The following is a 22,132-nucleotide window of genomic DNA, read 5'->3' on the forward strand; positions in this document are numbered from 1 at the left end:
GCGTTCGTGGCGGGCGGCTCGGGCGGTATCGGGGCGGCGGTCGTACGACTCCTCGCCGAGCGCGGCAGCGACATCGTCCTCACCTACCGGGCCAACCAGGAGGCGGCGGACGCCCTCGCCGCCGAGGTGAGGAAGCTGGGCCGTCAAGTGCGGTCGACAAGGCTGGACTTGACCGACGAGTCCGCCACGGCCGAGGCCGTGGCGGAGGTGAGCGGCGGCCTCCACACGCTCGTGTACGCGGCGGGCCCGCACGTGCCGATGAGGCACCTGAGCAGGGTGACACCGAGCGAGTACCGCACCCAACTCGAGGGCGACGCCATTGCGTTCTTCAACCTCGTCCATCCCGCGCTGCCGTTGCTGCGCGAGAGCCGGGGCAACATCGTAGCCGTGACGACCGTCGCCACCCGCCGCTTCCCGGTACGGGACGGGCTGTCGTCGGGGGCGAAGGGCGCGGTCGAGGCGGTGGCCCGGGCGCTGGCCGCCGAGGAGGGCCGCTACGGCGTCCGCGTGAACTGTGTGGCGCCCGGCATGCTCAACGACGGTATCGCCGGCCGTCTGATCAGCTCCGGCGAACTCGACGAGGACGCGCTGGCCGTCACCCGGCGCAATATTCCGATGCGCCGTTTCGGCGATGCCACGGACATCGCGGAGGCGGTCGCGTTCCTCGCCTCGGACCGGGCCGGATTCATCACCGGGCAGGCGTTGGGAGTTGACGGCGGCTACAGCGTGTAGAGGTCACGCGGGCGCGATACGGCGGCCCGACACGTATGCGGCGCGGACCAGTTCACCGGACAGCGCGTCGAGGGCCGCGCGCAGCGGTACGTGGAGCAGGCACAGGTCGGCGACCGCACCTACCGCCACCCTCCTTGTCCGGGCGGGGTGTTGGGGCTCTCCGGTGAACAGCCGTAGCGCCGCCTCGGGTTGGAGCCGCTCGCCGTCGTCCCGTTCGGTCGCCGCCCGCATGACGGCCCAGGGGTCCGGGGTGCCGTAGGGCGCGTCGGTGCCCGCGGCGAGGGGGATGCCGGCCTCGGTCAGGGTGCGGCAGCGGTAGAGGTGGGGGCGGTCGTCGGCGTCCACGTCAGTGGCGTACGCGGCGGCCCGTTCGACGGGGAAGTGGGGCTGGGTCACCACCGTCACCCCAAGCCGTCGCAGCCACGGGATCGTCTCGGCCGGGATGACCGAGCCGTGCTCGATGCGGTCGCGGTCGGCCGGGCCCACCTCGTCCAGGGCGAGCAGCGTCACCAGCAACTGCACCCGGGTCACGCAGTGCACCGCGACCGGCCTGGGCCTGATCTCCCCTATGGTGCGGGCGAGTTGGGCGGGAGTGGGGAGGGTCGGGTCGTCGAGCATCAACTTCACGGGTTCGTCGACGCCCATCACCAGGAGCCGTTGCGGGAGGACCGACAGCATCTGGGTGAGTCCGCCGGCCGGGTGCGGGTCGGCGTTGGTGAACCCCGTGACGCCGAGTGCCGCCGCCCGTCGCCCCACACCCTCCAGATCCAGCCGTACGGGCGGCACGAACCCGCGCAGCCGCTCGTCCTCGCGCCAGAACCGTCCGTCGCCGTCCAGTCCGGCCGCCCGGAGCGCGGCGCTGTTCCACACCCAGAGCGCGCCGGTGCGGTGCTGCACCCGCACCGGTCGATCGGGGACGAGCGCGTCCAGGATCCACCGGTCCAACTCCCCCGCGACGCCCTCGTGGTAGCCGACGGCCCGCACCCACTCCCCCGGCGGCCCAGTCGCCAAGGCCGCCGCGAACGCCGTACGGTCTCGTACGTCCGTCGGCCCCACGCGCACGGAGGCGGCTTCGGCGGCCAGCGCCGCGAGGTGGACGTGATGATCGTGCAGCCCCGGCAGCAACGCACCGCCCCGACCCTCGACATCACCCCGCCCCGGCAGCCCGGGCCCGATCTCGGCGATCCGCCCGCCCGCGATCCGTACATCCACCGGCGCCGCGTGGCCCGCCACCTCCACGTTTCTGATCAGCACGGCAGGCGGACCCGGGTGGGCGCGTCGGCGAGGGTCGCGGCGCAGGCCGCCATGGAGACGCAGAGGAGTTCTCCGCCTCCCCCGGCGAGGGAACGGGCCGCGGCGTGGGCGGCGAACACGCCGGTGACGGGGTCGGCGAGCGCGTCACCGAGGAAGACGGGGTCACCGTTCGGGTCGACGCCGGTCAGACCACCGGCGACGGCAGCGTCGTCTCCGAAAGCGATACGGTCGTTCTCGCGTCCGTAACCGGTGATGCCGACCCAGACCCGGCCGGGGCGGGCGGCGAGGAACTCCTCGGCCCGGAGCCCGAGTCGGCGCAACGCGCGCGGTCGCGAGGCCTCGATGACGACGTCGGCCTCGGCGACGAGCTCCTCCAGCGCACCGGGGGCGAAATCCACGACGACGTTGTCGTGCCCGTCGTGCAGCCAGCGGTAGAAGGCCGGTGTCCCCAGGCGCGCGCCGTCCGGTCGCGTCGCGCTCTCCACCTTGACGACCCGCGCGCCCGACAGCCCCAGCAGCCGGGCGCACAGCGGCCCCGCCCAGAGTGCGGAGAAGTCGACGATCCGCAGATCGGCCATCGCCCGCACACGCCGCTCGCCCCACCGCTCGGCGCGTACCGCAGGCCGTGCGTCCTGGGTCACCGATCCGGGTACCGCGGCGGCGATGCCCAGCAGCTGCGCGGCCTCGGCCACTTCGGCAGCCGTGACCCGTTGCACGGCCGTAGGCAGGCCCGCGGACTCGTCCGGCGAGCCGAGCAGTGCCAGCAGTGCGGGTACGGCGGCGAGGTCGTCGGGGCGAGCCAGGTTCACGGCGGTCCAGCCGTCGGCGGCTCGGAGGAGGTGGCAGGAGCCGTTGGCCGAGATCCTGCCCGGGCGTTCCAGACCGGCCAGTTGGGCACGGAGGAACAGTGCGCTCGGCAGATCCACCCGCACACCCGTCAGGACGGTGAATGAGCGAGCGACGTCCGAGAGGGGGGCCACGTACGGCTCGACAGTGTCCATCCAGGTGCGGAGAGCGCGATTCTCCATGAGTCGAACCCCCTTCTCTCCACAGGTGATCTCAAATTACACTCCGGTCCACGCCTGGAGGGAGATCACCGTGGAGTCACCCCTCGTGATCGTCGACCTCGACCGCGCTCCCGTGCGGGAAGCGCGAGTCCATGACCGGGACCGGGTCGTGATCGGCGTGGCCGCGGAGCCCAGGGACGCGGTCGACGGATACGACGTACTGCTCACCGGTGTCCCCGATGCGCCCTACCCGTGGGTGTGGTGTGCGGATCCGCATGCCACGGCTCGGGAGCTGGGGCACATCGTCGAGAGTCGGCCCGCCGCGGCCGTCGCGCTGGTCCAGGTACTGCGGATGGGCAGCGGGATCTCGGTCCCGGACAGGCTGGTTCTCGAATCCCTGGCCTATTCGACGCTGCAGGGCGGAACGGACTTCCGGTCCTGGCTGGCCGCCGCTCCCAGGCGTACGCACCGCCCGGCCGAGACTCCCGTACGGCTCGGTCGCGACGGTTCCCGGCTGGCCATCACGCTGGACCGGCCCTGGGTGCGCAACGCGTTCGACGCGGCGACGCGGGACGCGCTGTGCGAGGCGCTTCAGGTGGCCGTGGCCGACCCGTCGATCACCCGCGTCGACCTTTACGGCAACGGTCCCGCGTTCTGCAGCGGGGGCGATCTCGCCGAGTTCGGTACGTCCCGTGATCCGGCGCGGGCCCATCTGGTGCGGGTCCAGCGCAGTCCGGCCGCACTGCTGCACCGGTGCGCTCCGCGCGTGACCGCGCATCTGCACGGCGCCTGTGTCGGCGCGGGGATCGAACTCGCCGCCTTCGCGGGGCGGGTGGTCGCCGCGCCGGACACGGTGATCCGGTTGCCGGAGATCGGGATGGGGCTGATTCCTGGTGCGGGCGGCACGGCGAGCATCCCGGCCCGGGTCGGCCGGGAGCGGGCGACGTATCTCGCCCTGTCAGGGGCGGAGTTGAACGCCGGAGAGGGACTGCGCTGGGGGCTGGTCGACGAGATCAGCGACATCGACGACGACGTGACTGCCGACCCTCAGGAAGCGGTCCGCTCCTGAGCTTCACTCCGGCGTCTCCGACAGCCGCCGGAAGTGGTCGTCGAAGACACCGGAGTTCGGTCACTTCCCGGTCCACACAGGGCTACGACGTTCGGCGAAGGCCCGTGCCCCCTCCGCCGCGTCGGCGCTCCTGAACACCGACTCGACCTCTGCGGGTTCGGCCCAACGGCGTTCCCGCATCAGCTTCTTCGTCATCGCGACACCGAGAGGGCCGTTCTCGGCGATGCGTCGGGCCAGGGCCAGCGCTGTCTCCCGCACCTTCTCGGCCGGTACGGCTCGGTTCACCAGGCCGAACTGCTTGGCGTCCGTCGCGGTGACGAGCTCGCCGGTCAGCCCCATCTCCAGGGCGACGGCCAGCGGCACCCGCTCGGCGAGGGTCGTACCGCCGCCGGCCGCGAACAGGCCCCGCTTGACCTCGGCGATCCCCAGCTTGGCGTCCTCGGCGGCGACCACCAGGTCGCAGGCCAGGGCGAGTTCGAAGCCGCCGGCGAGTGCCGAGCCGTTGAGGGCGGCGATCACCGGGGTGGCGATGCCCTCGCGGAAGAACCACACCAGGCCGTCGAACCTGCCGCCGCCCTTCGCGAACGCCTTGAGGTCCATGCCGGAGCAGAAGACCGTTCCGGCGCCGGTGAGGACGATCGCCCGGACCGCCGGGTCGGCGTCCGCCTCCCGCAGCACATCTGACAGATCGTCAATCAGCTCCGGGCTCATGGCGTTTCGGACCTCGGGACGGTTCAGGGTCGCCACCAGGACGGCACCGACCCGTTCCGTCAGGACCAGGTCGCTCATCGGGCCGCCGCCACGGCCGCCCGGGCCTTGGAGCGGAACGCCTCCAACTTCTCGGCGGGTTCGATGAGTTGGTGACTGCGGGACCGGGTGGTGACGTCGTGGCCCTCGGCCGCCCTGCGCAGCGCGCCCACGGTGGCCTGCTCGCGCGGGATGTGGGCGAAGGGGTCGAAGGAGTACCAGCGCATCGCGTTCTCGAAGGTGATCTTCCGGGCGTCGTCGTCGGGGACGTCGCAGCTCGACAGCACGTCGTGCAGTTGCTCGGGGGCGTCCGGCCACAGGGAGTCGCTGTGCGGGTAGTCGCCCTCCCAGCAGATGTTGTCGATGCCGATGTCGTGGCGGAGTCGTACGCCCAGCTTGTCGGTGATGAAGCAGGTCAGGAAGTGCTCGCGGAAGACCTCGGAGGGCAGCTTGCCGCCGAAGTCCTGGAGGGTCCAGGTCGAGTGCATATCGAAGGTGCGGTCGAGGCGCTCCAGGAAGTACGGGATCCAGCCCGTTCCGCCTTCCGAGAGGGCGATTTTCAGATTCGGGAACTGCTTGACCGGCTGTGACCAGAGCAGGTCTGCGGCGGCGGAGACGATGTTCATCGGCTGGAGCGTGATCATCACGTCGGGCGGCGAGTCGGCGGCCGGGACGGCGAGCCTGCCGGAGGAGCCGATGTGCACCGACATGACGGTGTCCGTGTCGGAGAGCGCGCGCCACAGCGGGTTCCAGTACGGGTCGTGGAAGCTCGGGTAGCCGAGGACGGCGGGGTTCTCGGTGAAGGTGAGCGAGTGCACGCCCTTTTCGGCGACCCGGCGCACCTCGGCCGCGCACAGCTCCGCGTCCCAGATGGCGGGCAGCGCCATCGGGATGAAGCGGCCCGGGTACGCGGCGCACCACTCGTCGATGTGCCAGTCGTTGTAGGCCCGGACGAGCGCGAGGGAGAAGTCGGCGTCCTCGGTGGCGAAGAGGCGGGCCGAGAAGCCGGGGAAGGACGGGAAGTTCATCTGGGCGAGGATGCCGCCCGCGTTCATGTCCTTGATCCGCTCGTGCACGTCGTAACAGCCGGGGCGGATCTCGTCGAGACCCTGCGGTTCGACGCCGTACTCCTCCTTGGGCCGGCCGGCCACGGCGTTGAGTGCCGAGTTGGTGATGGTGACACCGCGGAACTGCCATACATCGGTTCCGTCGTCCCTGTGCACCAGTTGGGGCGCGTCTTTCTTGTAGCGCTCGGGCAGGTGGTTCACGAACATGTCGGGCGGCTCGATGATGTGGTCGTCGACGCTGATGAGGATGAGGTCGTCGCGGTCCATGACGGCTCCTTCGGGGATGGGTCGGTCAGTCGGAGGCGGGCAGCGGCTTGGCCGCCTTCAGGGTCATGGGGGCGCCGTCACAGGTCAGTTCGCCCGCACCGGAGGCGGTGCAGAGCAGTTCGAGCGTCCCGGTGGCGTCGACGTACCGCTTGCCGATGAGGGTGGTGGTGCCTGCCGGTCCGGGCTTCGCCGGCGGCGCGTCGGCCGCGGGCACCAACGGGCTGCCGCCGCAGGCCAGTTGGGGCTGCATGTCGGCGGGGGCGCGGATGACGACCACGCGGGTGCCGCAGACGGTGCTGGCGAGTTGGTCACCGGGGCGCGGCGTCGGTGCCGGTGGGGTCATGGCGGAGTTCCCTTTCGAGCAGGCGGTCGGCGAGGAGTTCCACGTCGTAGGACTGACGGGCCATCCAGTACCGCAGGAAGCCGGTGAGCGAGTACCGCAGGAAGAGCGCGGAACCGACGACGCTTCCGGCGACCGCGGCGAGGCCGAGGGTGAGAGCGTCGTTCTGCACCAGCGGGTCGCTGGTGTCGTGCGAAATGAAGTAGGCGCACACGCCGAGGACGACGCCGATCGTCATCAGGGCGGCGCCCGCGCGCAGCCAGAGAACGGCCCTTCCGGCGGCCGGGTCCGGGATTTTCAGGACGGTGAGTTCGCGGACGAAGCGGTCCGCTCGCGTCTCGGTGGACGTCATGTGGAACTCCCCAGGTAGAGAGCGGACAGTTCGGCGCGCAGGCCGCCGTCGGGGTGGCCCTGCCGTTCGACCCGGCCGCGGACGAGGACGGCGGCGTGGTCGCAGATGTCGAGGACTGCGGCGGCGAACTGCTCGACCACCAGGACGGCCACGCCCTGCCGGGCGATCTCGCCGACCTGCTCGTAGAGCCGGCCGACGACCAACGGGGCGAGTCCCATGGAGAGTTCGTCGAGCAGCAGTACGGCGGGGTCGGTGGCGAGGCCGCGGGCGAGGGCGAGCATCTGCTGTTCGCCGCCGGAGAGGGTGCCCGCGGCCTGTCCGGCGCGCTGGGCCAGGACGGGGAAGCGTGCGAACGCGAACTCCTCGATCTCCTCGCGGCTGCGGCCGGTGAAGGTCATCATCAGGAGGTTGTCGCGGACGGACAGGTTCGGGAAAACGCCTCGGCCTTCGGGGATGAGGCAGACCCCGGCGCGGGCCAGGTCGCGGGGGTCGGCGCCGGTCATGTCGCGTCCGCCGAGCACGAGTTGGCCCGATTCGACGGGGTGGGCTCCGGCCGCTACGCGCAGGGTGGTGGTCTTTCCGGCGCCGTTCGGTCCGAGCAGCGCGACCACCTGTCCGGCGGCGACGTCGAGGTCGACGCCGTGCAGGACGGTGATGCGTTCATGGGCGGCGCGGATGCCGCGCAGTTCGAGAAGTGCGCTCACGCGTCCCCCAGGTAGGCGGCGAGAACCGTTTCGTCGCTGCGGATCACCTCGGGCGGGCCGACGGCGATGATCTTGCCGAGGTCGAGGACGTACACCTCGTCGCAGACGGCCATCACGAGGCTCATGTCGTGCTCGACGAGGACGACGGCGGTGCCGTCCTCCGTGAGGGCGCGCAGAAGTTCCGCGAAGCGTTCGGTCTCCTCCGCGTCCTGTCCGGCGGCGGGTTCGTCGAGGAGAAGCACCTTCGGGCGGATCGCGAGGGCTCTTCCGACCTCGACGAGGCGGCCGACTCCGGTGGGGAGGGCGTCGGGTGAGGTGTCGGCAAGGTCGGTGAGATCGAGGCGGTGCAGGATCTCGGTGACGATCCGGTCGGCCCGGCGGCGTTCGGGGCCGAGTTCGGCGGCGACGAGCAGGTTGTCGCGCACACTGAGCCGGCCGAACAGTTCCAGGCGCTGGAAGGTGCGGGCGAGTCCGTGCCGGGCGCGGGCGGAGGGCCGGGCCCGGGTGACGTCCCGGCCGTCCAGCCGGACCTGCCCCGAGGAAGGCCTGCGCAGTCCGGAGGCGACGTCGAACAGGGTACTTTTTCCTGCCCCGTTGGGGCCGATGAGTCCGGTGACCCGGCCCGCCTCGGCGGTCAGCGCGACCCCGTCGAGAGCGCGGTTTCCGCCGAAGGAGACGGTCACTCCACTAACCTGCAGCGACGCCACGGGCCAGCACCTCCTCGTCCTCGGGGCGCCACTCGCGCCGTAGGCCCCACCACTCGACGGGGATCTCCGGCTCGGCCGGAGCGGCCTGCCGGGCATCCGCCCAGGCGCGCAGTGCTACGGCGAGAAGGAGTGAACCGCCGTAGTACGTCCAGTCGTTGATCAGGTCACCGAAGCGCAGCGCCCAGGCCAGGGCGAGGACGCAGAGCAGGGCGGGCAGGGCGATGCGGTCGCGGGCGAGGGGCTCCCACTGGCGGCGGAAGCGGGAGACGATGCCGTCGGGGTTGTGGCCGAGTCCGACACCGGCGAGGCCGGGGAGCAGGGCGACCAGGTTCGCGGTGCCGGGGGCGATGGCGATCAGGGCGTTCGTCGGGGCGACGTAGGCGGTGCCGGCGAAGAGTCCGTTGCCGACCGCGCCGAGTCCGCCGACCACGGCGACGAGGAAGAGGGGCAGTCCCGCGATGAGGCTGAACTGGTCGGTGGTGACGGTGCGTTGCTGCATTCCGTACAGCGCTCCGCCGAGTCCGGCGATGCCGGAGGCGAGGGCGAACACCGCGACCTTCGCGACCAGGAGGTTGCCGCCGAGGGTGGCGTAGGCGGCCTCGCTGTCGCGCAGGGCGATCAGTCGCCGTCCGAAGCGGCTGCGGCGCAGGGCGGCCACGCCGATCGAGGCGAGGGCGAGACAGACGGCGGCGAACACCATCAACTCCCGCCCACTGTCCAGCCGTAGACCGAAGAGGTGGGGTCCTGAGATGTCCACCGAACCCTGGTCGAAGAGGGCGATCCGGAGGCCGAAGACGTGGAAGGCCGGGATGGTGAAGATCCAGCGGTCGAGGATCACGGCGAACGCGGCTGTGCCCAGGGCGAGATAGACACCGGAGAGCCGTAGTGCGGGCAGTGCGACCAGTGCTCCGGCCGCTGCCGAGACCAGGATCGCGGCGCCGAGTGCCCACAGTTGGCCGTGGGCACCGAGGTGTCCCCAGACGACCGCTCCGATACCGGCCATGCTCAGCTGGCACAGGGAGACCTGTCCGGCGTACCCGGCGAGGGGGACGTAGGAGAGTGCCACTACGCCCAGCGAGAAGATCGCTCCGTAGGTGATGAGGTCGGCTTCTCCGAGGAGGGAGGCCAGTATCGCGCCGAAGGTGATGACCACCGCGGCGAACACGAGTGTGCCGCGCGCGCTCGGCACCGGTACGCGGGCCAGCCGTCGTTCCCGGCCGCGCAGGCGTCGGTGCGGGAAGACCAGCAGGGCGAGGAAGAGCAGGAGGGCGGGGGCGGCGAGCCGTAGTCCGGGAAGGTAGTCGTTCTGCGGGAGGTAGCCGGTCAGATAGCTCTCCATGCAGCCGACGACCACGGCGCCGAGGAAGGTGAGCGGCAGGCTGCGCAGCCTGCCGAAGACGGCCGCGGTGTACGCGCTGACGATCAGCAGGGAGAGCTGGGCGGCGTCGAGGGTGACGGTCGGGGCGATCAGGATGCCGCCGATCGCGGCCAGTTGGGTTCCGAGGATCCACGAGACCCGGCCCGCCCGGACCGGGTCGGCGCCGGTGAGACCGACGAGTGCCCGGTCGTCGACGGCGGCACGCATCTCGGCTCCGGCGCGGGTGCGGTAGAGCAGGATGCGCAGGCCGATCGCGACGGCGACGGCCACCGCCATGGTGATCGCCTGATGCCAGGTGATGACGGCCGGCCCGAGGTGGAACGGCTTGCGTCCGGCGAAGAACATCGGCAGCGGACGGGCGACGTTCGGGTCCCAGATCCAGCGCGCTGCCGCGATGAGTCCGCTGAGCAACGCGACCGTCATGACGAGCCGTTCGGCTTCGCCGAGGGCCTGGACGGGGCGCAGTACGAACCGCTCGACGAGCAGCCCGAAGCCCGGGGCGAGCACGAGCAGCACCACGACCAGGGCTACCGGAACGGGCCAGCCCCAGCCGACGGTCAGCTGCCAGTACATGAACGCGGACAGCATGCCGGCCGCGCCGTGCGCGAAGTTGAACACGCCGGTGGTGGTGTAGGTGAGCACGAGCCCACTGCCGATGACGGCATAGATCGCGGCCGTGCTCAGGCCGACGATCCCGAAGGTGAGGAACTGGTCCATCGCGTCGGATCTCCCCTCTCCATCGCTGGAAACTAGCTTCTCATCTACGGAGAATCAACCATTCAGGCAGAGACTGTTGACGTCGCCTCACGCAGCATGGAAATCTGCCACTCATCTGAGAGAATGACATTCTCGCTCATGGTGAAGGGTGGAAAGTCCTTGTCCTCCTTGCCTGTTCCGGCTCCTCCCCCGGGTCCGACCGACGACCTGATGGAGATCCAGCAGCTCCTCGCCCGCTACGCGGTGTGCATCACCCGCGGCGACCTGGACGGGGTGCTGAGGGTCTTCACGCCCGACGGCACGTACAGCGCCTTCGGGGACTCCTACGGCCTCGACGAGTTCCCGGCGCTCGTGGCCGCCGCCCCCAAGGGGCTGTTCCTCACGGGCACGCCGGCCGTCGACCTGTCGGGCGACACGGCAACCGGTACCCAGCCGCTGTGCTTCGTCGACCACGCCACGCACGACCTGCGGATCGGCTACTACGACGACACCTACGTCCGCACGGACGAGGGGTGGCGGCTGCGCACCCGCGCGATGACGTTCATCCGTCGCAGCGGAGCGCACGACTCGGGCCGCCCCTATCAGCGTCCGGGAACATGAACGCCGCCTCCGCGCCCGGGTACGTGAACGTCGCCGACTTCCGCTCGGACCTGCGCGGCTGGCTGGACGAGCACGACCTGTCCCCCGGCCCCGACCACTCCCTGGACGCCCAGGTCGCTCAACTGGCCCGGGTCCGCCGGGTGTTGTACGACGCGGACTGGATGCGGTACGGCTGGCCCGCCGAGGTGAGGGGGCTCGGCGGGCCCGCGGTGCTGAGGGCGGTGCTCGGCGAGGAGGTCGCCACCCGGGAGCTGGCCGAGCCGGGGATCTACTCGATGATCGAGGTCCTGGCCCCGACGATGATCTCGTACGCCCCTCCCGCGCTCGCCGCCGAAATGGTCCCCCGGCTGCTCAGCGGCCGTGAACAGTGGTGCCAGGGCTTCTCCGAACCCGGCTCCGGCAGCGACCTCGCCTCCCTCACCACGCGAGCCGTTCCGCACGACGACCACTGGGTCATCAGCGGACAGAAGGTGTGGACGAGCCTCGCCCAATTCGCCGCGCGCTGCGTCCTGTTGACCCGCACCGCGCCCGGGCACAACGGGATCACCGCGTTCTTCGTGGACATGGACACCCCCGGCATCACCGTCCGGCCGCTGCGCACGATGCACGGCGTGGACGAGTTCGCCGAGGTGTTCTTCGACGACGTGGTCGTGCCCGCCGAGCGGATGCTCGGCCGCCCCGGCGACGGCTGGCGCCTGGCGATGGACCTGCTCCCGCACGAGCGCTCCACCTGCTTCTGGCACCGGATCGCCCATCTCTACACCCGACTTGACCGCCTGCTGGCCGAGACGAGCATCCCGGACGACGCCGAACTCGGCGCCGCCTACCTGGCGTTGCACACCGTCCGCTGCCGCTCCCACGCCACCCAGCGACGCCTGGGCGAGGGTGAGCGGCTGGGCGCGGAGACGTCGGTCGACAAGGTGCTGCTGGCCACCGCCGAGCAACGCCTTTTCGAGACCGTGCGCGATCTGCTGCCCGGCGTACTGGAGTTGACGGACACGCCGTGGCGCTCGGAGTACCTGTACGCGAAGGCGGCGACCATCTACGGCGGTACGGCTGAGATCCAGCGGAACATCATCGCGCGCCGACTGCTCGACCTGGGGAAGGAGTAGTCGTGGACGCAGCCGAGCGGGACCTGCTCTCCGAGACGCTCCGCAAGACGATGACAGTGGCCTCGGGGCAGGCGCTGGACACCGCCTTGGCCGACCTCGGATGGGCCGAACTCCTCACCGATCGGCCGGACATCGCCGTACCGCTCGCCTTCCGCCTGCTCGGCGAGACGGGCGCCCAGGCGCCGCTCCTCAACGACGTCCTCCTGAACACGATGGACCGTCCGCTCGGCGGCACCCTGCCGCTGCCGTACACGGGCGGTATGTGGATCGTCTGGGAGCGCGACGACAGTGCGGCCGGGGCGGCCCTGGACGCCGGGCTCCCCCTGCGTTCCGTGCCCGCCGGAGCCTCCGTACCGCTCGCCGGCGGCCGGGTGGCACTCGGCTGGTGGCTGCTCGGGACGGGCCGCGCCATGCTCGCGCTGGCCCGCCAACACGCCGTGGACCGTGTCCAGTTCGGCCGTCCGCTCGCCTCCTTCCAGGCCGTACGGCATCGGCTCGCCGAGACCCTCGTGGCCCTGGACGGCGCCGAGGCCACCCTGGTGGCCGCCACCGACGATCTCGGTGCCCTGCTGGCCAAGGCCGCGGCCGGGCAGGCGGCGCTGACGGCGGCCCGGCACTGCCAGCAGGTCCTGGGCGGGATCGGTTTCACCGCCGCGCACGATCTGCACCGGCATGTGCGGCGGGCCATGGTTCTGGACGGACTGCTGGGCAGCGCACGGGAGTTGACGCGCGAGGCCGGGGCACTGCTGCGGGCCGGCGGGTCCGCGCCGCGGCTCGTCCACCTGTGATCGACCGAGGAGTGACATCAGTGACCGATCTGTGGAGCGACCTGCTCTCCTGCCTGGACCTCGACGCCCGTCCCGGTGACACGTTCGAGGGCCGCAACCAACAACTCGGCTACCACCGCGTCTTCGGCGGGCAGTTGCTCGCGCAGAGTGTCCGGGCCGCCCAACTGGCCTGCCCCGACAAGGCGGTCAAGAGCCTTCATGTGCAGTTCGCGCGGGCGGGACGGCCGCAGGAGCCGGTGCGGTACGAGGTGACGCGTCATCACGAGGGCGGTTCCTTCGCCACGTTGACGGTCGTGGCGCGTCAGACGCAGGGCGTCGCGGCCGTCGTGGCCGTGTCGTTGCACTCCCACGAAGAGGGCCCCGACCAGCAGATCGCGTTCCCGATGCCGTCGGTACCGGGAGCCGAGCACGACGTGGACCTCTCGCTGCTTCCCTGGGACACCCGGGCAACCGTCGACGTGGACTCACCGAAGTCGGAGCCGCCCGAGTACGACCTGTGGATGCGCACACCGGCGGTGGCTCCGAAACTCGCGCCCGCGTTGACGGCGTACGCGAGCGATCTGAGTCTGATCGGCACGGCGCTTCGCCCGCTGGAGGGGGTCACGCAGCACGATTCGGGAACGGCGTTCTCGTCCGCCGTCACCGCGCACACGGTGTGGTTCCACCGCCCTTTCACCACGGAGGACTGGCTTCTCCTGCGCCACCAGAGCCCGCTCATCGCCCACGGCCGCTGCTACGGCCGCGGCGATGTGCTCACCGCGCAGGGGTCCTTGGTCGCCTCGTTCGCGCAGGAAGCCCTGCTGCGCTTCCGTACGGTCGCTTAGCGACCCCCTCCCGCCGCCCGCTCAGCGCATCACAGTGCCGCCGTCGACGTTGATGACCTGGCCGTTGATCCAGGCTCCCGCGTCGGACATGAGGTGGGCCACCATCGTGGCGATGTCGTCGGCCCGACCGTGCCGGGTGCTGCGGGCGAGCAGCGCCTCCAGCAGGTCCGGGGCGGCGCCCTCCTGGATGGCCGGGGTCAGGATCAGACCGGGGGCGACCGCGTTGGCCCGGATGCCTTCCCTGCCCCAGCGGGAGGCGAGATGGCGGGCGAGGGCGTTGATGCCCGCCTTGGTCGCCGAGTAGGCGGGGCGCGCGGCCTCGCCGGTGAAGGCCGCGATGGACGAGGTGTAGACGAGCGCACCGCCGCCCCGGGTGAGAAGTTCGGGAACGGCGTATCGCGTGACGAGCATGTGGCCCCGCAGATTGACGGCGAAGGTCCGGTCCCAGACCGCGAGGTCCATGTCGACGACGTCGGTGTCCTTGGAGACCGCGCCCATGTCGCCCGCGTTGATGTGCACGGCGTCCAGGCCGCCGTACGTCCGCACGGTGGTCGTCACCAGTTAACCGACCGAGACCTCGTCGGCGATGTCGAAGCCCACCGCGACCGCCCGGTGGCCGCGCCGGCGACGAGAACGACCTTCTCCTTCAAGCCCTCCACAGCGTTCCCCTCACCGCATCGGCTTCCCGCTCCCGCTGTACTTGAGCGCACTTGCGCTACGGCGCCGGCACCTCGATGACCGTGGCCGAGCCCATGCCGCCGCCCGCGCACATCGCGGCGACGCCGATGCCACCGCCTCGGCGGCGCAGTTCGTGCACCAGCGTGACCAGCATCCGGGCGCCTGTCGCGGCGACCGGGTGGCCCAGGGAGCAGCCGCTGCCGTTGACGTTCACGTGGTCGGGGTCGAGACCGAGCAGTTTCACCGCGGCGACAGGTACGGCGGCGAAGGCCTCGTTGATCTCGAAGAGGTCGACGTCGGATGTCGAAAGTCCCGCGCGGGCAAGGGCTTTGGGGATGACCTTCACCGGGGTGAGGCCGGTCTCGGCGGGGTCGGCGCCGACCGACGCCCACGAGCGGACAACTGCAAGCGCGGGCAGGCCGAGCCGGTCGCTGGCCACCACCAGCGCGGCGGCACCGTCGTTGGCGCCGCCCGCGTTGCCCGCCGTGATGGAGAAGCCGTCTATCTCCGGGTGGAGCGGCTTGAGCGAGGCCAGCTTCTCCAGACTCGTGGTGCGGCGCGGGTGTTCGTCGACGGAGAACAGACCGTGCGGGGTGTCAATGGGCACCAACTCTGCGTCGAAACGGCCTTCGTCGATGGCGCGAATCGCGTTCTGGTGCGAGCGCAGCGCCCAGGCGTCCATGTCGGCGCGGCTCAGGCCGGCCCGTACGGCGGTGTTCCAGCCGACCGTGATCGACATGTCCAGGTTGGGGGCGTCGGGGCGGTCGGGGTGCGTGGGCGGACTCCACGGCTCGACCCACTCCCCGTCCACGCGGAAACGCTGTTTCGGGGAGGTGGAAGCAGAGTTGACGCCGCCGGCGATGACGAGTTCGTCCATGCCCGCGCGGATGCTGCCCGCCGCGCTCTGTACGGCCGCGAGACCGGCGGCGCAGTGGCGGTTGTTGGCGAGGCCGGGTACGGCGGTGAGTCCGACGGTCAGTGCCGCGTGCCGGGCCACGACCCCGCCGCCGTACAGGCCTTCGCCGAGGATGACGTCGTCGACGGCGTCCGGATCGAGCCCGTCCGTGGCGGCAGCGGCGGCGACGATGTGGTGGGCCAGGTCGAACGCGGTGGTGTCGCGCAGGGTGCCCTTGACGGCGGTGCCGACGGGAGTACGCAGGGCGGACACGAGGACTGCTTCAGGCATGGGTGGTCTCCAACTCGGCCAGCAGGGTGCGGCGCAGCAGCTTTCCGGTCTCGGTCTTGGGCAGTTCGGCGCGGAACACGATCGTGTCGGGGGTCTTGGAGGAGCGCAGCCGGTCCCTGACCCACTGGCGGACCTCCGCCGGATCGCCCTCGCCGACCACGACGGCCACGATCCGCTGCCCCCACTCGGGGTCGGGCACGCCGATCACCGCGGCCTCGACGATCCCGGGGTGGGCGACGAGAACGTCCTCTATCTCGGCGGGAGCGATGTTCTCGCCGCCGCGAATGATGGTGTCGTCGGCGCGGCCCTCGATGAACAGGTAGCCGTCGGCGTCGAGGCGGCCCCGGTCCCGGGTGGGGAACCAGCCGTCCGCGTCCAGGACACTACGGCCGCCGTACTCGCCGGAAATCTGATCGCCGCGCACGAAGACCAGCCCGGTCTCCCCGGATCCGGCCGGTTTCCCGTCGTCCCCGCGGATCTCGATCTCGACTCCGGGCAATGGCCGTCCCACTGAGCCGAGCCGGTCCCGTACGGCAGGGTCCGCCGATGCCAGCGCCTCGCGGTGGTCGTCGGGCCCCAGCACCGCGACCGAGGAGGCGGTCTCCGTCAGGCCGTACGCGTTGACGAACCCCGTCCCGGGGAAGATCCGCAGTGCCCGCTCCACGACGGGACGGGGGGTCCTGGCGCCGCCGTAGGCCAGGCTGCGGAGTGTGGGCGTACCGGCGTCGTCCGCCGGGACCTCGGCGACGATGCGGGCCAGCATGGTGGGCACGACGAGTGCGTGCGTGACCTGCTCCCGGCGCGCGGTCTCCAGCCACTCGCCCGCGTCGAAGGCGGAGAGGTACACCAGGCGGCGGCCCGAGTAGAGGTTCGTCAGCAGGTTCATCAACCCGGCCACGTGGTACGGCGGAACGGCCACCAGCGCCGCGTCGCCCTCCTCTGCGGAGGCGAACTCCTGGGTGTTCAGGACGTAGGCGAGCAGGTGCCGGTGGCGCAGCAGGGCCGCCTTGGGTTCGGCGGTCGTGCCGCTGGTGTAGAGGACCACTGCGACGGAGTCCTGGTCCGGGGCCACCTCCGGTACGGCGGTGTCCTCTTCGGCGCTCAGCAGGGCGTCGAGGTCGGCGGGGCGCAGTACGAGGGCGCCGGGGTGGCGGGCCAGGAGGCTGTTCAACTGGTGTTCGCCGAGGCGGTAGTTGAGCGGGATGAACGGGATGCCCGCCAGGGCGGCACCGAACAGGGCCACCGGGTAGGCGAGGTGACTGGGGCTCGGATAGAGCACGGCCTGGTGGCCTTGGAAGCGGTGCGCGGCGGTGCGGGCGCGGGCGAGCAGTTCCGAGGCGGTCAGAGAGCGGCCGTTCGCCGTGACCACCGGTCGGTCGCCGCCCGAGGCCACCATCTCGAGAATCATGGTTATATTCATGAGAATGCTATTCTCGTCTCACTAGAGCGCTGTTCGCAAGAGAGGAAATCCTTGATGCAGATCAGTGGGAGCTCCGCGGTCGTCGTCGGCGGGGCGGGCGGCCTGGGCGAGGCCACCGTCCGTCGGCTGCACGCGGCGGGAGCGAAGGTCGTCGTAGCCGATCTGGCCGACGAGAAGGGCAAGGCCCTGGAGCAGGAGTTGGGTGTGCGCTACGTGCGCACCGACGCCACCGTCGAGGACGACGTCCAGGCGGCACTGGCCGAGGCCGAGTCGGCGGGACCGCTCAGGATCTCGGTGGACGCGCACGGCGGCCCGGCGAGCGGTGGCCGACTGGTCGGCAAGGACGGCTCTCCCCTCGACCTCGCGGGTTTCCGCACGACGATCGACGTGTATCTCACCGGCGTGTTCAACGTGATGCGCCTGGCCGCCGCCGCGATCGCCCGTCAGGAGCCGCTGGACGGCGGCCGGGGTGTCATCGTCAGCACGGCGTCGATCGCCGCGTACGAGGGCCAGATCGGCCAACTCCCTTACGCGGCGGCCAAGGGCGGAGTCGTCAGCATGACCCTGGTCGCCGCCCGCGACCTCTCGCCGCTCGGCATCCGGGTCGTCACCATCGCGCCGGGCACCTTCAACACGCCGGCCTACGGCAAGGCGGGCGACCAGTTGGAGGCCTACTGGGGGCCGCAGATCCCGTACCCGAAGCGCATGGGGTTGCCGGCCGAGTACGCGGGGCTGGTGCAGCACATCGTCGAGAACGACTATCTCAACGGCGAGGTCGTCCGTCTCGACGGCGCCCTCCGGTTCCCGCCGAAGTGACCGACGTGGGTGAACTCACGGGCGTGGGCGGCTCGTTGAAGGGCAAGGTCGCGTTCGTAGCAGGGGCCAGCCGTGGCATCGGCCGTACGGTCGCGCTGGCGCTCGCCGAGGCGGGTGCCTCGGTCGCGGTCGCCGCGCGCTCCGAGCGGGAGGGCCGGTTGCCCGGCACGATCCACTCGGTCGCGGACCGGATCACGGCGGCGGGCGGGCGTGCGATGCCGGTGCCCTGCGATGTGAGCGACGAGGCGTCGGTCGACGCGGCTGTCGCCGCCACGGTCGCGGAGTTCGGCGGAATCGACATTCTCGTCGCCAACGCCGGGGTGCTGTGGCTGGGCCCGGTCGAGTCGACGCCGCTCAAGCGCTGGCAGCTGTGTCTGGACGTCAATCTGACCGGGGTGTTCCTGGTGACCCGGGCGGTGATTCCCCACGTACGCACACGTGGCGGTGGGTCGTTGATGGCCGTGACGACCGGTGGGGTGGCCATGACGGACCGGGGCGCCAACGCGTACTGGGTGTCCAAGGCGGCGGTCGAGCGCCTCTATCTGGGCCTCGCCGCCGACCTCCGGAAGGACAACATCGCGGTCAACTGCCTTGCTCCGTCACGGGTGGTGCTGACGGAGGGATGGCAGGCCGGCGGCGGGGGCCGGGAGATCCCGCCGGAGATGGTGGAGCCGCCGGAGGCGATGGCGAAGGCCGCGGTTCTCCTCGCGGGCCAGGACGCCACCGGCCTCACGGGTACCGTCCAGCGCTCGGAATCCCTTGCCTGAACGGCAGTTGCGCCGGAGTGCGCGAGGCGCGGCGGGCACGACTGATCGGCGCCATCGGGGGCACACGGAACGACGAGCCGCCGGGGTCACCGGTGGCTCGTCGTCCATTCGTAGGGGTTTTCAGATGCTTGCCTTTGTGGCTGCCGCGCTCTTCGTCATCGCCTTCCTCATCCGTGTCACCGAGACATCGACCCAGCTTGTCTTCACCCCGACGAGCCTCATGCTCCTTGGACTGGCCTTCCTCGCCGCGCACTCGGCCGGCCTGGGGACGGGCTGGTCCGCGCGCCGCAGCGGGCGTCGGCGCTGACGCGTTAAGGCGTTACCGGACCGCCGCACACACCCCGCCATCGACGAGAACGTCGATCCCGGAAATGAAAGCGGCCTCGTCCGACAGCAGGAATGCCACCGCCGCCGCGACGTTCTCGGCTCGCCCCGTCCGGCCGAGCGGTGTCCGCTCCACCAGCGCGGCCATGGCGGGCTGGGCCGCGGCCTCCTGCCGCCCCTGAGGGGTGTCGATGACACCCGGTGAGACGGAACACGCGCGGGCGCCGTACGGCCCGAGCCGTACCGCCTCCCGCCGTACGAACCGGTGCACTCCGTGCTTGGCCCACGCGTAGGCGAGCCCGGTGTTCTCGACAGCGGGCCCGAGGGCGTCGCGGAGCCGGTCGAGGAAGTCGTCCCGGAGCGGGTCGTCGAGGATCGCCGCTACGGCGGAATCGGCCTCCAGGTTGCCGAGCAGCGGGGCCATCGAGGCGAAGCACACCAGTGCCGTTCCCTCTGTGGCGAGCGGGCGCAGGGCCTCGGCGAGACGGGCGGTGCCGACGAGGTCGACCTCGAAGATGCGTCGCCAGCCGGCCATCGTGGGCGAGATCCCGGCTGCGTGGGAGACGGCCCTGAGGGTGCCCAATTCGGCCGCGAGGGAGGCGAGTTGGGCGACTCCGGCCGGATCGGTGATGTCGAGGACGAAGGGTTCGATCCTCACCTCCCCGTCGGCGGCCGACAGTTCCTTCGCGGCGGCGGTGACGGCCGGTTCGTCGCGGTCCACCAGCAGTAGTGTGTCCACCAGGTCGGTGAGGCGCCGTGCGCAGGCCAGTCCCATGCCGCGCCCGGCCCCGGTCGCGATGCCCACGGTCGTCATGCGGTCCCTCCTCCGTGGCTCCAGTACTTCTCCAGTCCCGGCCGCGCCACCCGGTCCACGAGTTCCACGAGCAGACCGCTCGGACCGCGCAGAAAGGCGAAGGGCGCGCCCCCGGAGCCGACCCGGCGCGCCTCGGTCACGAAGCCCTGCCTGGTGAGTTCGGCGGCGTCGGCGTCGACGTCGTCGGACCAGTAGCCGACGTGGTGCACTCCCCCACCGGCCGCCGGTTCCCACAGAGTGCCCGGTACCCGTCGGATGATCTCCAGTCGAGGGAGTGTCCGGGAATAGGCGCAACTGATGTCGAGAACGGCGTTTCCGGTCGGCAGGGTCAGCGGAACCGCTCCCCCGATCTCGGCGCACCACTCGTACCCGAACGCGTCCGAGAACTCGGCCAGGGTCGCTTCGAAGTCCTCGACGACGAGCCCGAGATGGAACTGGTCCTCGGCCCTCATGACTCCACCGCCCCGGAAACGTCATGCTCGCCCAGCCGGGGCGGCGGCCCGTAGTCGGGCTCGTATCCGGCGACCCGGACGGGGCTGCGGACCAGTCGGAAGTCCCCGGCCGTCACCACGGCCTCCGGGGTGGCCGCCAGCGCCTGCGGCAGCGTCCGTACGGCGGCGGCCGGCACTCCGAGGGGACGCAGCCGCGCCTCCCAGGACGCGGCCGTGTCGCCGGCCAGGGCGTCCGTGACGGCGGCGAGTACCTCCTCCCGTCGGTCCGCCCGCTCGGCCATGGTGGGAAAACCCTGGAGGCCTGCCTCGGCGGCGAAGGCCTTCCAGAAGCCGTCGTGAGTGATGAAGAGCGCCAAGTAGCCCTCGGCTGTGGGGAAGAGCTGGGCCGGTACGTAGAAGGAGTGCGCACCGAGCGGCAGTCGGCGTGGCTCGACGCCCTCGTTGAGGTAGGCCGAGGCGCGGTAGTTGAGCTGAGACAGCATCACATCCCGCAGGGACACCTCCACTTGGCCGCCGCGCCCGGAGACGATGTGGGCGAGGAGTCCCAACGCGGCTGTCAGGCCCGATGAGTTGTCGGCGGAGGAGTAGCCGGGCAAGGTCGGCGGACCGTCCGGGTCGCCGGTGAGGGCGGCGACGCCCGTGGCCGCCTGGACCACATAGTCGAAGGCGGGTTCGTCGCCCGCCGCCAGCCCGTATCCGGTGAGCGCGACGCACACGATCCGCTCGTTCCACTTCCGCAGTGCGTCGTACGTCAGCCCCAGCCGGTGGATCGCCGAGGGTTTGAGGTTGACGAGCAACGCGTGTGCGTCGGCGACGAGTTCACCGAGTCCCACCTGTCCGTCGGAGGTCGTGAGGTCGAGGCGGACGCTGCGTTTGCCGCGGTTGAGGCTGGCGAAGTAGGCGTCGCTCACCTGGCGCGAGATGTCCCCGCCGGGCGGCTCGATCTTGGTGACCTCGGCGCCGAGGTCGGCGAGCATCATCGTGGCGTAGGGGCCGGCCAGCATGTGGCCGACCTCCAGGACGCGGATGCCGTCCAGCGGTCCGGCGGTCATCGGAGGTCCGCGGCGAGGGCGGCGAGCATGTCGCGGGTGCGGTATTTGGAAGCGACCAGTTCGTCGCGGTTGTCGCCGATGGGCAGGAGCCGTACGGACAGGTCGGTCACCCCGGCGTCCGCGAAGCGTTGGAATCGGGCGGCAATGGCGTTCTCGTCGCCGGCCGCGCACAGGTCACCGACGTCGCGGGCGTCGCCGTAGTCCAGCAGGCGTTGGTAGTTGGGCGAGATCTCGGCCTCGCCGAGGATCCGGTTGGCGCGCTCGCGGGCCTCGTCCACGCGGTCGGGTGCGCACAGACAGACCGGGATGCCCGCGACGATCCGGGGGGCCGGCCGTCCGGCGCTCTCGGCGGCCTTGGTGATGCGGGGCACGACGTGTTCGGCGACCGCGCGTTCGTCGGCCATCCACAGCACGGTTCCGTCGGCCCGTTCCCCGGCGAGGCGCAGCATGACCGGGCCGAGAGCCGCGAGCAGGACCGGCAGCCGGGAGACGGGGGCGAGGGTGAGCGGGTTGTGGACGGTGAAAGTGTCGTTCTCGACATCGACAGCGCCCGTTCCGGCGAACGCGGCGTCCAGGATGTCCAGATGGTCGCGGGTGAGGGCGGCCGGTTTCTCGTACGGCAGTCCGAGCATGTCCCGGATGATCCAGTGGTGGGACGGGCCGAGGCCCAGCGCGAGCCGTCCGCCGGTCGCGGCCTGGGCCGAAATGGCCTGCCGGGCAAGGGCGATGGGGTGCTGGGCCTGCAACGGCACGACGGCGGTGCCCAGTTCGATCCGCTCGGTCCGCGCGCCCATGAGCGCGATCGCGGTGAGGGCGTCGAAGTCCGTCGGGATCTGCGGCACCCACACGGTGTCGAAGCCGGCCTTCTCGGCCCATGTCACATCGTCGATCATGCGCGTGACCTTGCGGACCGAGTCACCGCGCTCGGGCCCGATCATCACTCCGATGCGCACGCTGC

25 protein-coding genes are annotated in these 22,132 nt (G+C 71.2%); 9 read left to right on the forward strand and 16 right to left on the reverse strand.

The genetic code is table 11. The annotated features are described in order from the left end of the window. Positions 1–6 precede the first annotated feature (6 nt). A complete protein-coding gene (locus OH768_RS02925) occupies positions 7–732 on the forward strand; it encodes an SDR family NAD(P)-dependent oxidoreductase (RefSeq protein ID WP_406465118.1) in 726 nt (241 codons plus the stop codon). Between the two features lie 3 nt (positions 733–735). Here the strand turns inward: OH768_RS02925 and OH768_RS02930 are convergent, their stop codons facing one another. Next, the gene (locus tag OH768_RS02930) at positions 736–1,986 is read right to left on the reverse strand and encodes an amidohydrolase family protein (RefSeq protein ID WP_406449689.1); all 1,251 of its coding nucleotides are present in this window, start codon (positions 1,984–1,986) and stop codon (positions 736–738) included. Further along, positions 1,980–3,014, reverse strand: a complete 1,035-nt coding sequence (locus OH768_RS02935; protein WP_406449691.1) for a CoA transferase — start codon at positions 3,012–3,014, stop codon at positions 1,980–1,982. The genes OH768_RS02930 and OH768_RS02935 overlap by 7 nt, the downstream gene beginning before the upstream one ends. Before the next feature lie 70 nt (positions 3,015–3,084). Between OH768_RS02935 and OH768_RS02940 the strand changes: the two genes are divergently transcribed. Further along, positions 3,085–4,062, forward strand: a complete 978-nt coding sequence (locus tag OH768_RS02940; protein ID WP_406449693.1) for an enoyl-CoA hydratase/isomerase family protein — start codon at positions 3,085–3,087, stop codon at positions 4,060–4,062. 60 nt (positions 4,063–4,122) lie between these two features. Here the strand turns inward: OH768_RS02940 and OH768_RS02945 are convergent, their stop codons facing one another. The 7 genes from OH768_RS02945 to OH768_RS02975 are packed head-to-tail and all read right to left on the reverse strand — an operon-like array spanning position 4,123 to position 10,341. Beyond that, positions 4,123–4,851 carry an enoyl-CoA hydratase-related protein gene (locus OH768_RS02945; protein WP_406449695.1) on the reverse strand — a complete coding sequence of 243 codons (729 nt, stop codon included), beginning with the start codon at positions 4,849–4,851 and terminating at the stop codon, positions 4,123–4,125. Next, positions 4,848–6,143 (reverse strand): amidohydrolase family protein, encoded by a 1,296-nt coding sequence (locus OH768_RS02950; protein WP_406449697.1) that lies wholly within the window; start codon positions 6,141–6,143, stop codon positions 4,848–4,850. The genes OH768_RS02945 and OH768_RS02950 overlap by 4 nt, the downstream gene beginning before the upstream one ends. Positions 6,144–6,168: 25 nt before the next feature. Continuing rightward, the gene (locus OH768_RS02955; protein ID WP_406449699.1) at positions 6,169–6,486 is read right to left on the reverse strand and encodes a hypothetical protein; all 318 of its coding nucleotides are present in this window, start codon (positions 6,484–6,486) and stop codon (positions 6,169–6,171) included. Next, positions 6,452–6,835, reverse strand: a complete 384-nt coding sequence (locus OH768_RS02960; protein ID WP_328685621.1) for a hypothetical protein — start codon at positions 6,833–6,835, stop codon at positions 6,452–6,454. The genes OH768_RS02955 and OH768_RS02960 overlap by 35 nt, the downstream gene beginning before the upstream one ends. Next, positions 6,832–7,539 carry an ABC transporter ATP-binding protein gene (locus OH768_RS02965; RefSeq protein ID WP_406449701.1) on the reverse strand — a complete coding sequence of 236 codons (708 nt, stop codon included), beginning with the start codon at positions 7,537–7,539 and terminating at the stop codon, positions 6,832–6,834. The genes OH768_RS02960 and OH768_RS02965 overlap by 4 nt, the downstream gene beginning before the upstream one ends. Then, positions 7,536–8,246 carry an ABC transporter ATP-binding protein gene (locus OH768_RS02970; RefSeq protein WP_406449703.1) on the reverse strand — a complete coding sequence of 237 codons (711 nt, stop codon included), beginning with the start codon at positions 8,244–8,246 and terminating at the stop codon, positions 7,536–7,538. Before OH768_RS02970 ends, OH768_RS02965 begins: the two co-directional genes overlap by 4 nt. Further along, entirely contained in the window at positions 8,227–10,341 is a 2,115-nt protein-coding gene (locus tag OH768_RS02975) for an ABC transporter permease subunit (protein WP_406449705.1), read from the reverse strand. The genes OH768_RS02970 and OH768_RS02975 overlap by 20 nt, the downstream gene beginning before the upstream one ends. 210 nt (positions 10,342–10,551) lie before the next feature. On the opposite strand from OH768_RS02975, the gene OH768_RS02980 reads away from it, so the two are divergent. From OH768_RS02980 to OH768_RS02995, 4 genes are read left to right on the forward strand one after another with little or no spacing between them, the layout of a single operon-like run. Further along, positions 10,552–10,941, forward strand: coding sequence for a nuclear transport factor 2 family protein (locus tag OH768_RS02980; RefSeq protein WP_406449707.1), 390 nt, complete (start codon positions 10,552–10,554; stop codon positions 10,939–10,941). Then, positions 10,938–12,053: an acyl-CoA dehydrogenase family protein gene (locus tag OH768_RS02985; protein ID WP_406449709.1), complete on the forward strand. Its 1,116-nt coding sequence runs from the start codon at positions 10,938–10,940 to the stop codon at positions 12,051–12,053. The genes OH768_RS02980 and OH768_RS02985 overlap by 4 nt, the downstream gene beginning before the upstream one ends. A gap of 2 nt (positions 12,054–12,055) precedes the next feature. Continuing rightward, positions 12,056–12,841 (forward strand): acyl-CoA dehydrogenase family protein, encoded by a 786-nt coding sequence (locus OH768_RS02990; protein WP_406449711.1) that lies wholly within the window; start codon positions 12,056–12,058, stop codon positions 12,839–12,841. A gap of 20 nt (positions 12,842–12,861) precedes the next feature. Beyond that, entirely contained in the window at positions 12,862–13,665 is an 804-nt protein-coding gene (locus OH768_RS02995) for an acyl-CoA thioesterase (RefSeq protein WP_406449713.1), read from the forward strand. Positions 13,666–13,686: 21 nt separating this feature from the next. Here the strand turns inward: OH768_RS02995 and OH768_RS03000 are convergent, their stop codons facing one another. From OH768_RS03000 to OH768_RS03010, 3 genes are all read right to left on the reverse strand, one after another. Then, on the reverse strand, positions 13,687–14,223 hold the full coding sequence (locus tag OH768_RS03000) for an SDR family NAD(P)-dependent oxidoreductase (RefSeq protein ID WP_406449715.1): 537 nt from the start codon (positions 14,221–14,223) through the stop codon (positions 13,687–13,689). A gap of 157 nt (positions 14,224–14,380) precedes the next feature. Continuing rightward, positions 14,381–15,529, reverse strand: a complete 1,149-nt coding sequence (locus OH768_RS03005) for a thiolase family protein (RefSeq protein WP_406449717.1) — start codon at positions 15,527–15,529, stop codon at positions 14,381–14,383. After that, positions 15,522–16,937: a class I adenylate-forming enzyme family protein gene (locus OH768_RS03010; protein WP_406449719.1), complete on the reverse strand. Its 1,416-nt coding sequence runs from the start codon at positions 16,935–16,937 to the stop codon at positions 15,522–15,524. Before OH768_RS03010 ends, OH768_RS03005 begins: the two co-directional genes overlap by 8 nt. Before the next feature lie 66 nt (positions 16,938–17,003). Here OH768_RS03010 and OH768_RS03015 point away from each other — a divergent pair, with 66 nt between their 5' ends. The 3 genes from OH768_RS03015 (at position 17,004) to OH768_RS03025 (ending at position 18,839) form a co-directional block, all read left to right on the forward strand. Beyond that, positions 17,004–17,765, forward strand: a complete 762-nt coding sequence (locus OH768_RS03015; protein WP_359603830.1) for an SDR family NAD(P)-dependent oxidoreductase — start codon at positions 17,004–17,006, stop codon at positions 17,763–17,765. Between the two features lie 5 nt (positions 17,766–17,770). Beyond that, entirely contained in the window at positions 17,771–18,532 is a 762-nt protein-coding gene (locus tag OH768_RS03020; RefSeq protein WP_406449722.1) for an SDR family NAD(P)-dependent oxidoreductase, read from the forward strand. Between the two features lie 136 nt (positions 18,533–18,668). Then, on the forward strand, positions 18,669–18,839 hold the full coding sequence (locus OH768_RS03025) for a hypothetical protein (protein WP_406449724.1): 171 nt from the start codon (positions 18,669–18,671) through the stop codon (positions 18,837–18,839). 12 nt (positions 18,840–18,851) lie between these two features. On the opposite strand, the gene OH768_RS03030 is transcribed toward OH768_RS03025, so the two are convergent. Genes OH768_RS03030 through OH768_RS03045 form a run of 4 tightly spaced genes read right to left on the reverse strand, consistent with a single transcriptional unit; the run spans position 18,852 to position 22,127 of the window. After that, on the reverse strand, positions 18,852–19,670 hold the full coding sequence (locus OH768_RS03030) for an SDR family oxidoreductase (RefSeq protein WP_406449726.1): 819 nt from the start codon (positions 19,668–19,670) through the stop codon (positions 18,852–18,854). Further along, the gene (locus tag OH768_RS03035) at positions 19,667–20,122 is read right to left on the reverse strand and encodes a VOC family protein (RefSeq protein WP_406449728.1); all 456 of its coding nucleotides are present in this window, start codon (positions 20,120–20,122) and stop codon (positions 19,667–19,669) included. Before OH768_RS03035 ends, OH768_RS03030 begins: the two co-directional genes overlap by 4 nt. Next, a complete protein-coding gene (locus OH768_RS03040; protein WP_406449730.1) occupies positions 20,119–21,174 on the reverse strand; it encodes a CaiB/BaiF CoA transferase family protein in 1,056 nt (351 codons plus the stop codon). The genes OH768_RS03035 and OH768_RS03040 overlap by 4 nt, the downstream gene beginning before the upstream one ends. Further along, positions 21,171–22,127 (reverse strand): LLM class F420-dependent oxidoreductase, encoded by a 957-nt coding sequence (locus tag OH768_RS03045; protein WP_406449732.1) that lies wholly within the window; start codon positions 22,125–22,127, stop codon positions 21,171–21,173. The genes OH768_RS03040 and OH768_RS03045 overlap by 4 nt, the downstream gene beginning before the upstream one ends. Positions 22,128–22,132: the final 5 nt, after the last annotated feature.

The organism is Streptomyces sp. NBC_01622, assembly GCF_045209635.1.
GTDB lineage: Bacteria > Actinomycetota > Actinomycetes > Streptomycetales > Streptomycetaceae > Streptomyces.

Excerpts from the sequence above, each read along its gene's own strand:
- OH768_RS03030 (WP_406449726.1), bottom strand. The coding sequence starts at position 19,670 with ATGACGACCGTGGGCATCGCGACCGGGGCCGGGCGCGGCATGGGACTG.
- OH768_RS02985 (WP_406449709.1), top strand. The coding sequence starts at position 10,938 with ATGAACGCCGCCTCCGCGCCCGGGTACGTGAACGTCGCCGACTTCCGC.
- OH768_RS03040 (WP_406449730.1), bottom strand. The coding sequence starts at position 21,174 with ATGACCGCCGGACCGCTGGACGGCATCCGCGTCCTGGAGGTCGGCCAC.
- OH768_RS02950 (WP_406449697.1), bottom strand. The coding sequence starts at position 6,143 with ATGGACCGCGACGACCTCATCCTCATCAGCGTCGACGACCACATCATC.
- OH768_RS03035 (WP_406449728.1), bottom strand. The coding sequence starts at position 20,122 with ATGAGGGCCGAGGACCAGTTCCATCTCGGGCTCGTCGTCGAGGACTTC.
- OH768_RS02980 (WP_406449707.1), top strand. The coding sequence starts at position 10,552 with ATGGAGATCCAGCAGCTCCTCGCCCGCTACGCGGTGTGCATCACCCGC.
- OH768_RS03010 (WP_406449719.1), bottom strand. The coding sequence starts at position 16,937 with ATGATTCTCGAGATGGTGGCCTCGGGCGGCGACCGACCGGTGGTCACG.
- OH768_RS02945 (WP_406449695.1), bottom strand. The coding sequence starts at position 4,851 with ATGAGCGACCTGGTCCTGACGGAACGGGTCGGTGCCGTCCTGGTGGCG.
- OH768_RS02935 (WP_406449691.1), bottom strand. The coding sequence starts at position 3,014 with ATGGAGAATCGCGCTCTCCGCACCTGGATGGACACTGTCGAGCCGTAC.
- OH768_RS02960 (WP_328685621.1), bottom strand. The coding sequence starts at position 6,835 with ATGACGTCCACCGAGACGCGAGCGGACCGCTTCGTCCGCGAACTCACC.
- OH768_RS02955 (WP_406449699.1), bottom strand. The coding sequence starts at position 6,486 with ATGACCCCACCGGCACCGACGCCGCGCCCCGGTGACCAACTCGCCAGC.
- OH768_RS03005 (WP_406449717.1), bottom strand. The coding sequence starts at position 15,529 with ATGCCTGAAGCAGTCCTCGTGTCCGCCCTGCGTACTCCCGTCGGCACC.
- OH768_RS02975 (WP_406449705.1), bottom strand. The coding sequence starts at position 10,341 with ATGGACCAGTTCCTCACCTTCGGGATCGTCGGCCTGAGCACGGCCGCG.
- OH768_RS03015 (WP_359603830.1), top strand. The coding sequence starts at position 17,004 with ATGCAGATCAGTGGGAGCTCCGCGGTCGTCGTCGGCGGGGCGGGCGGC.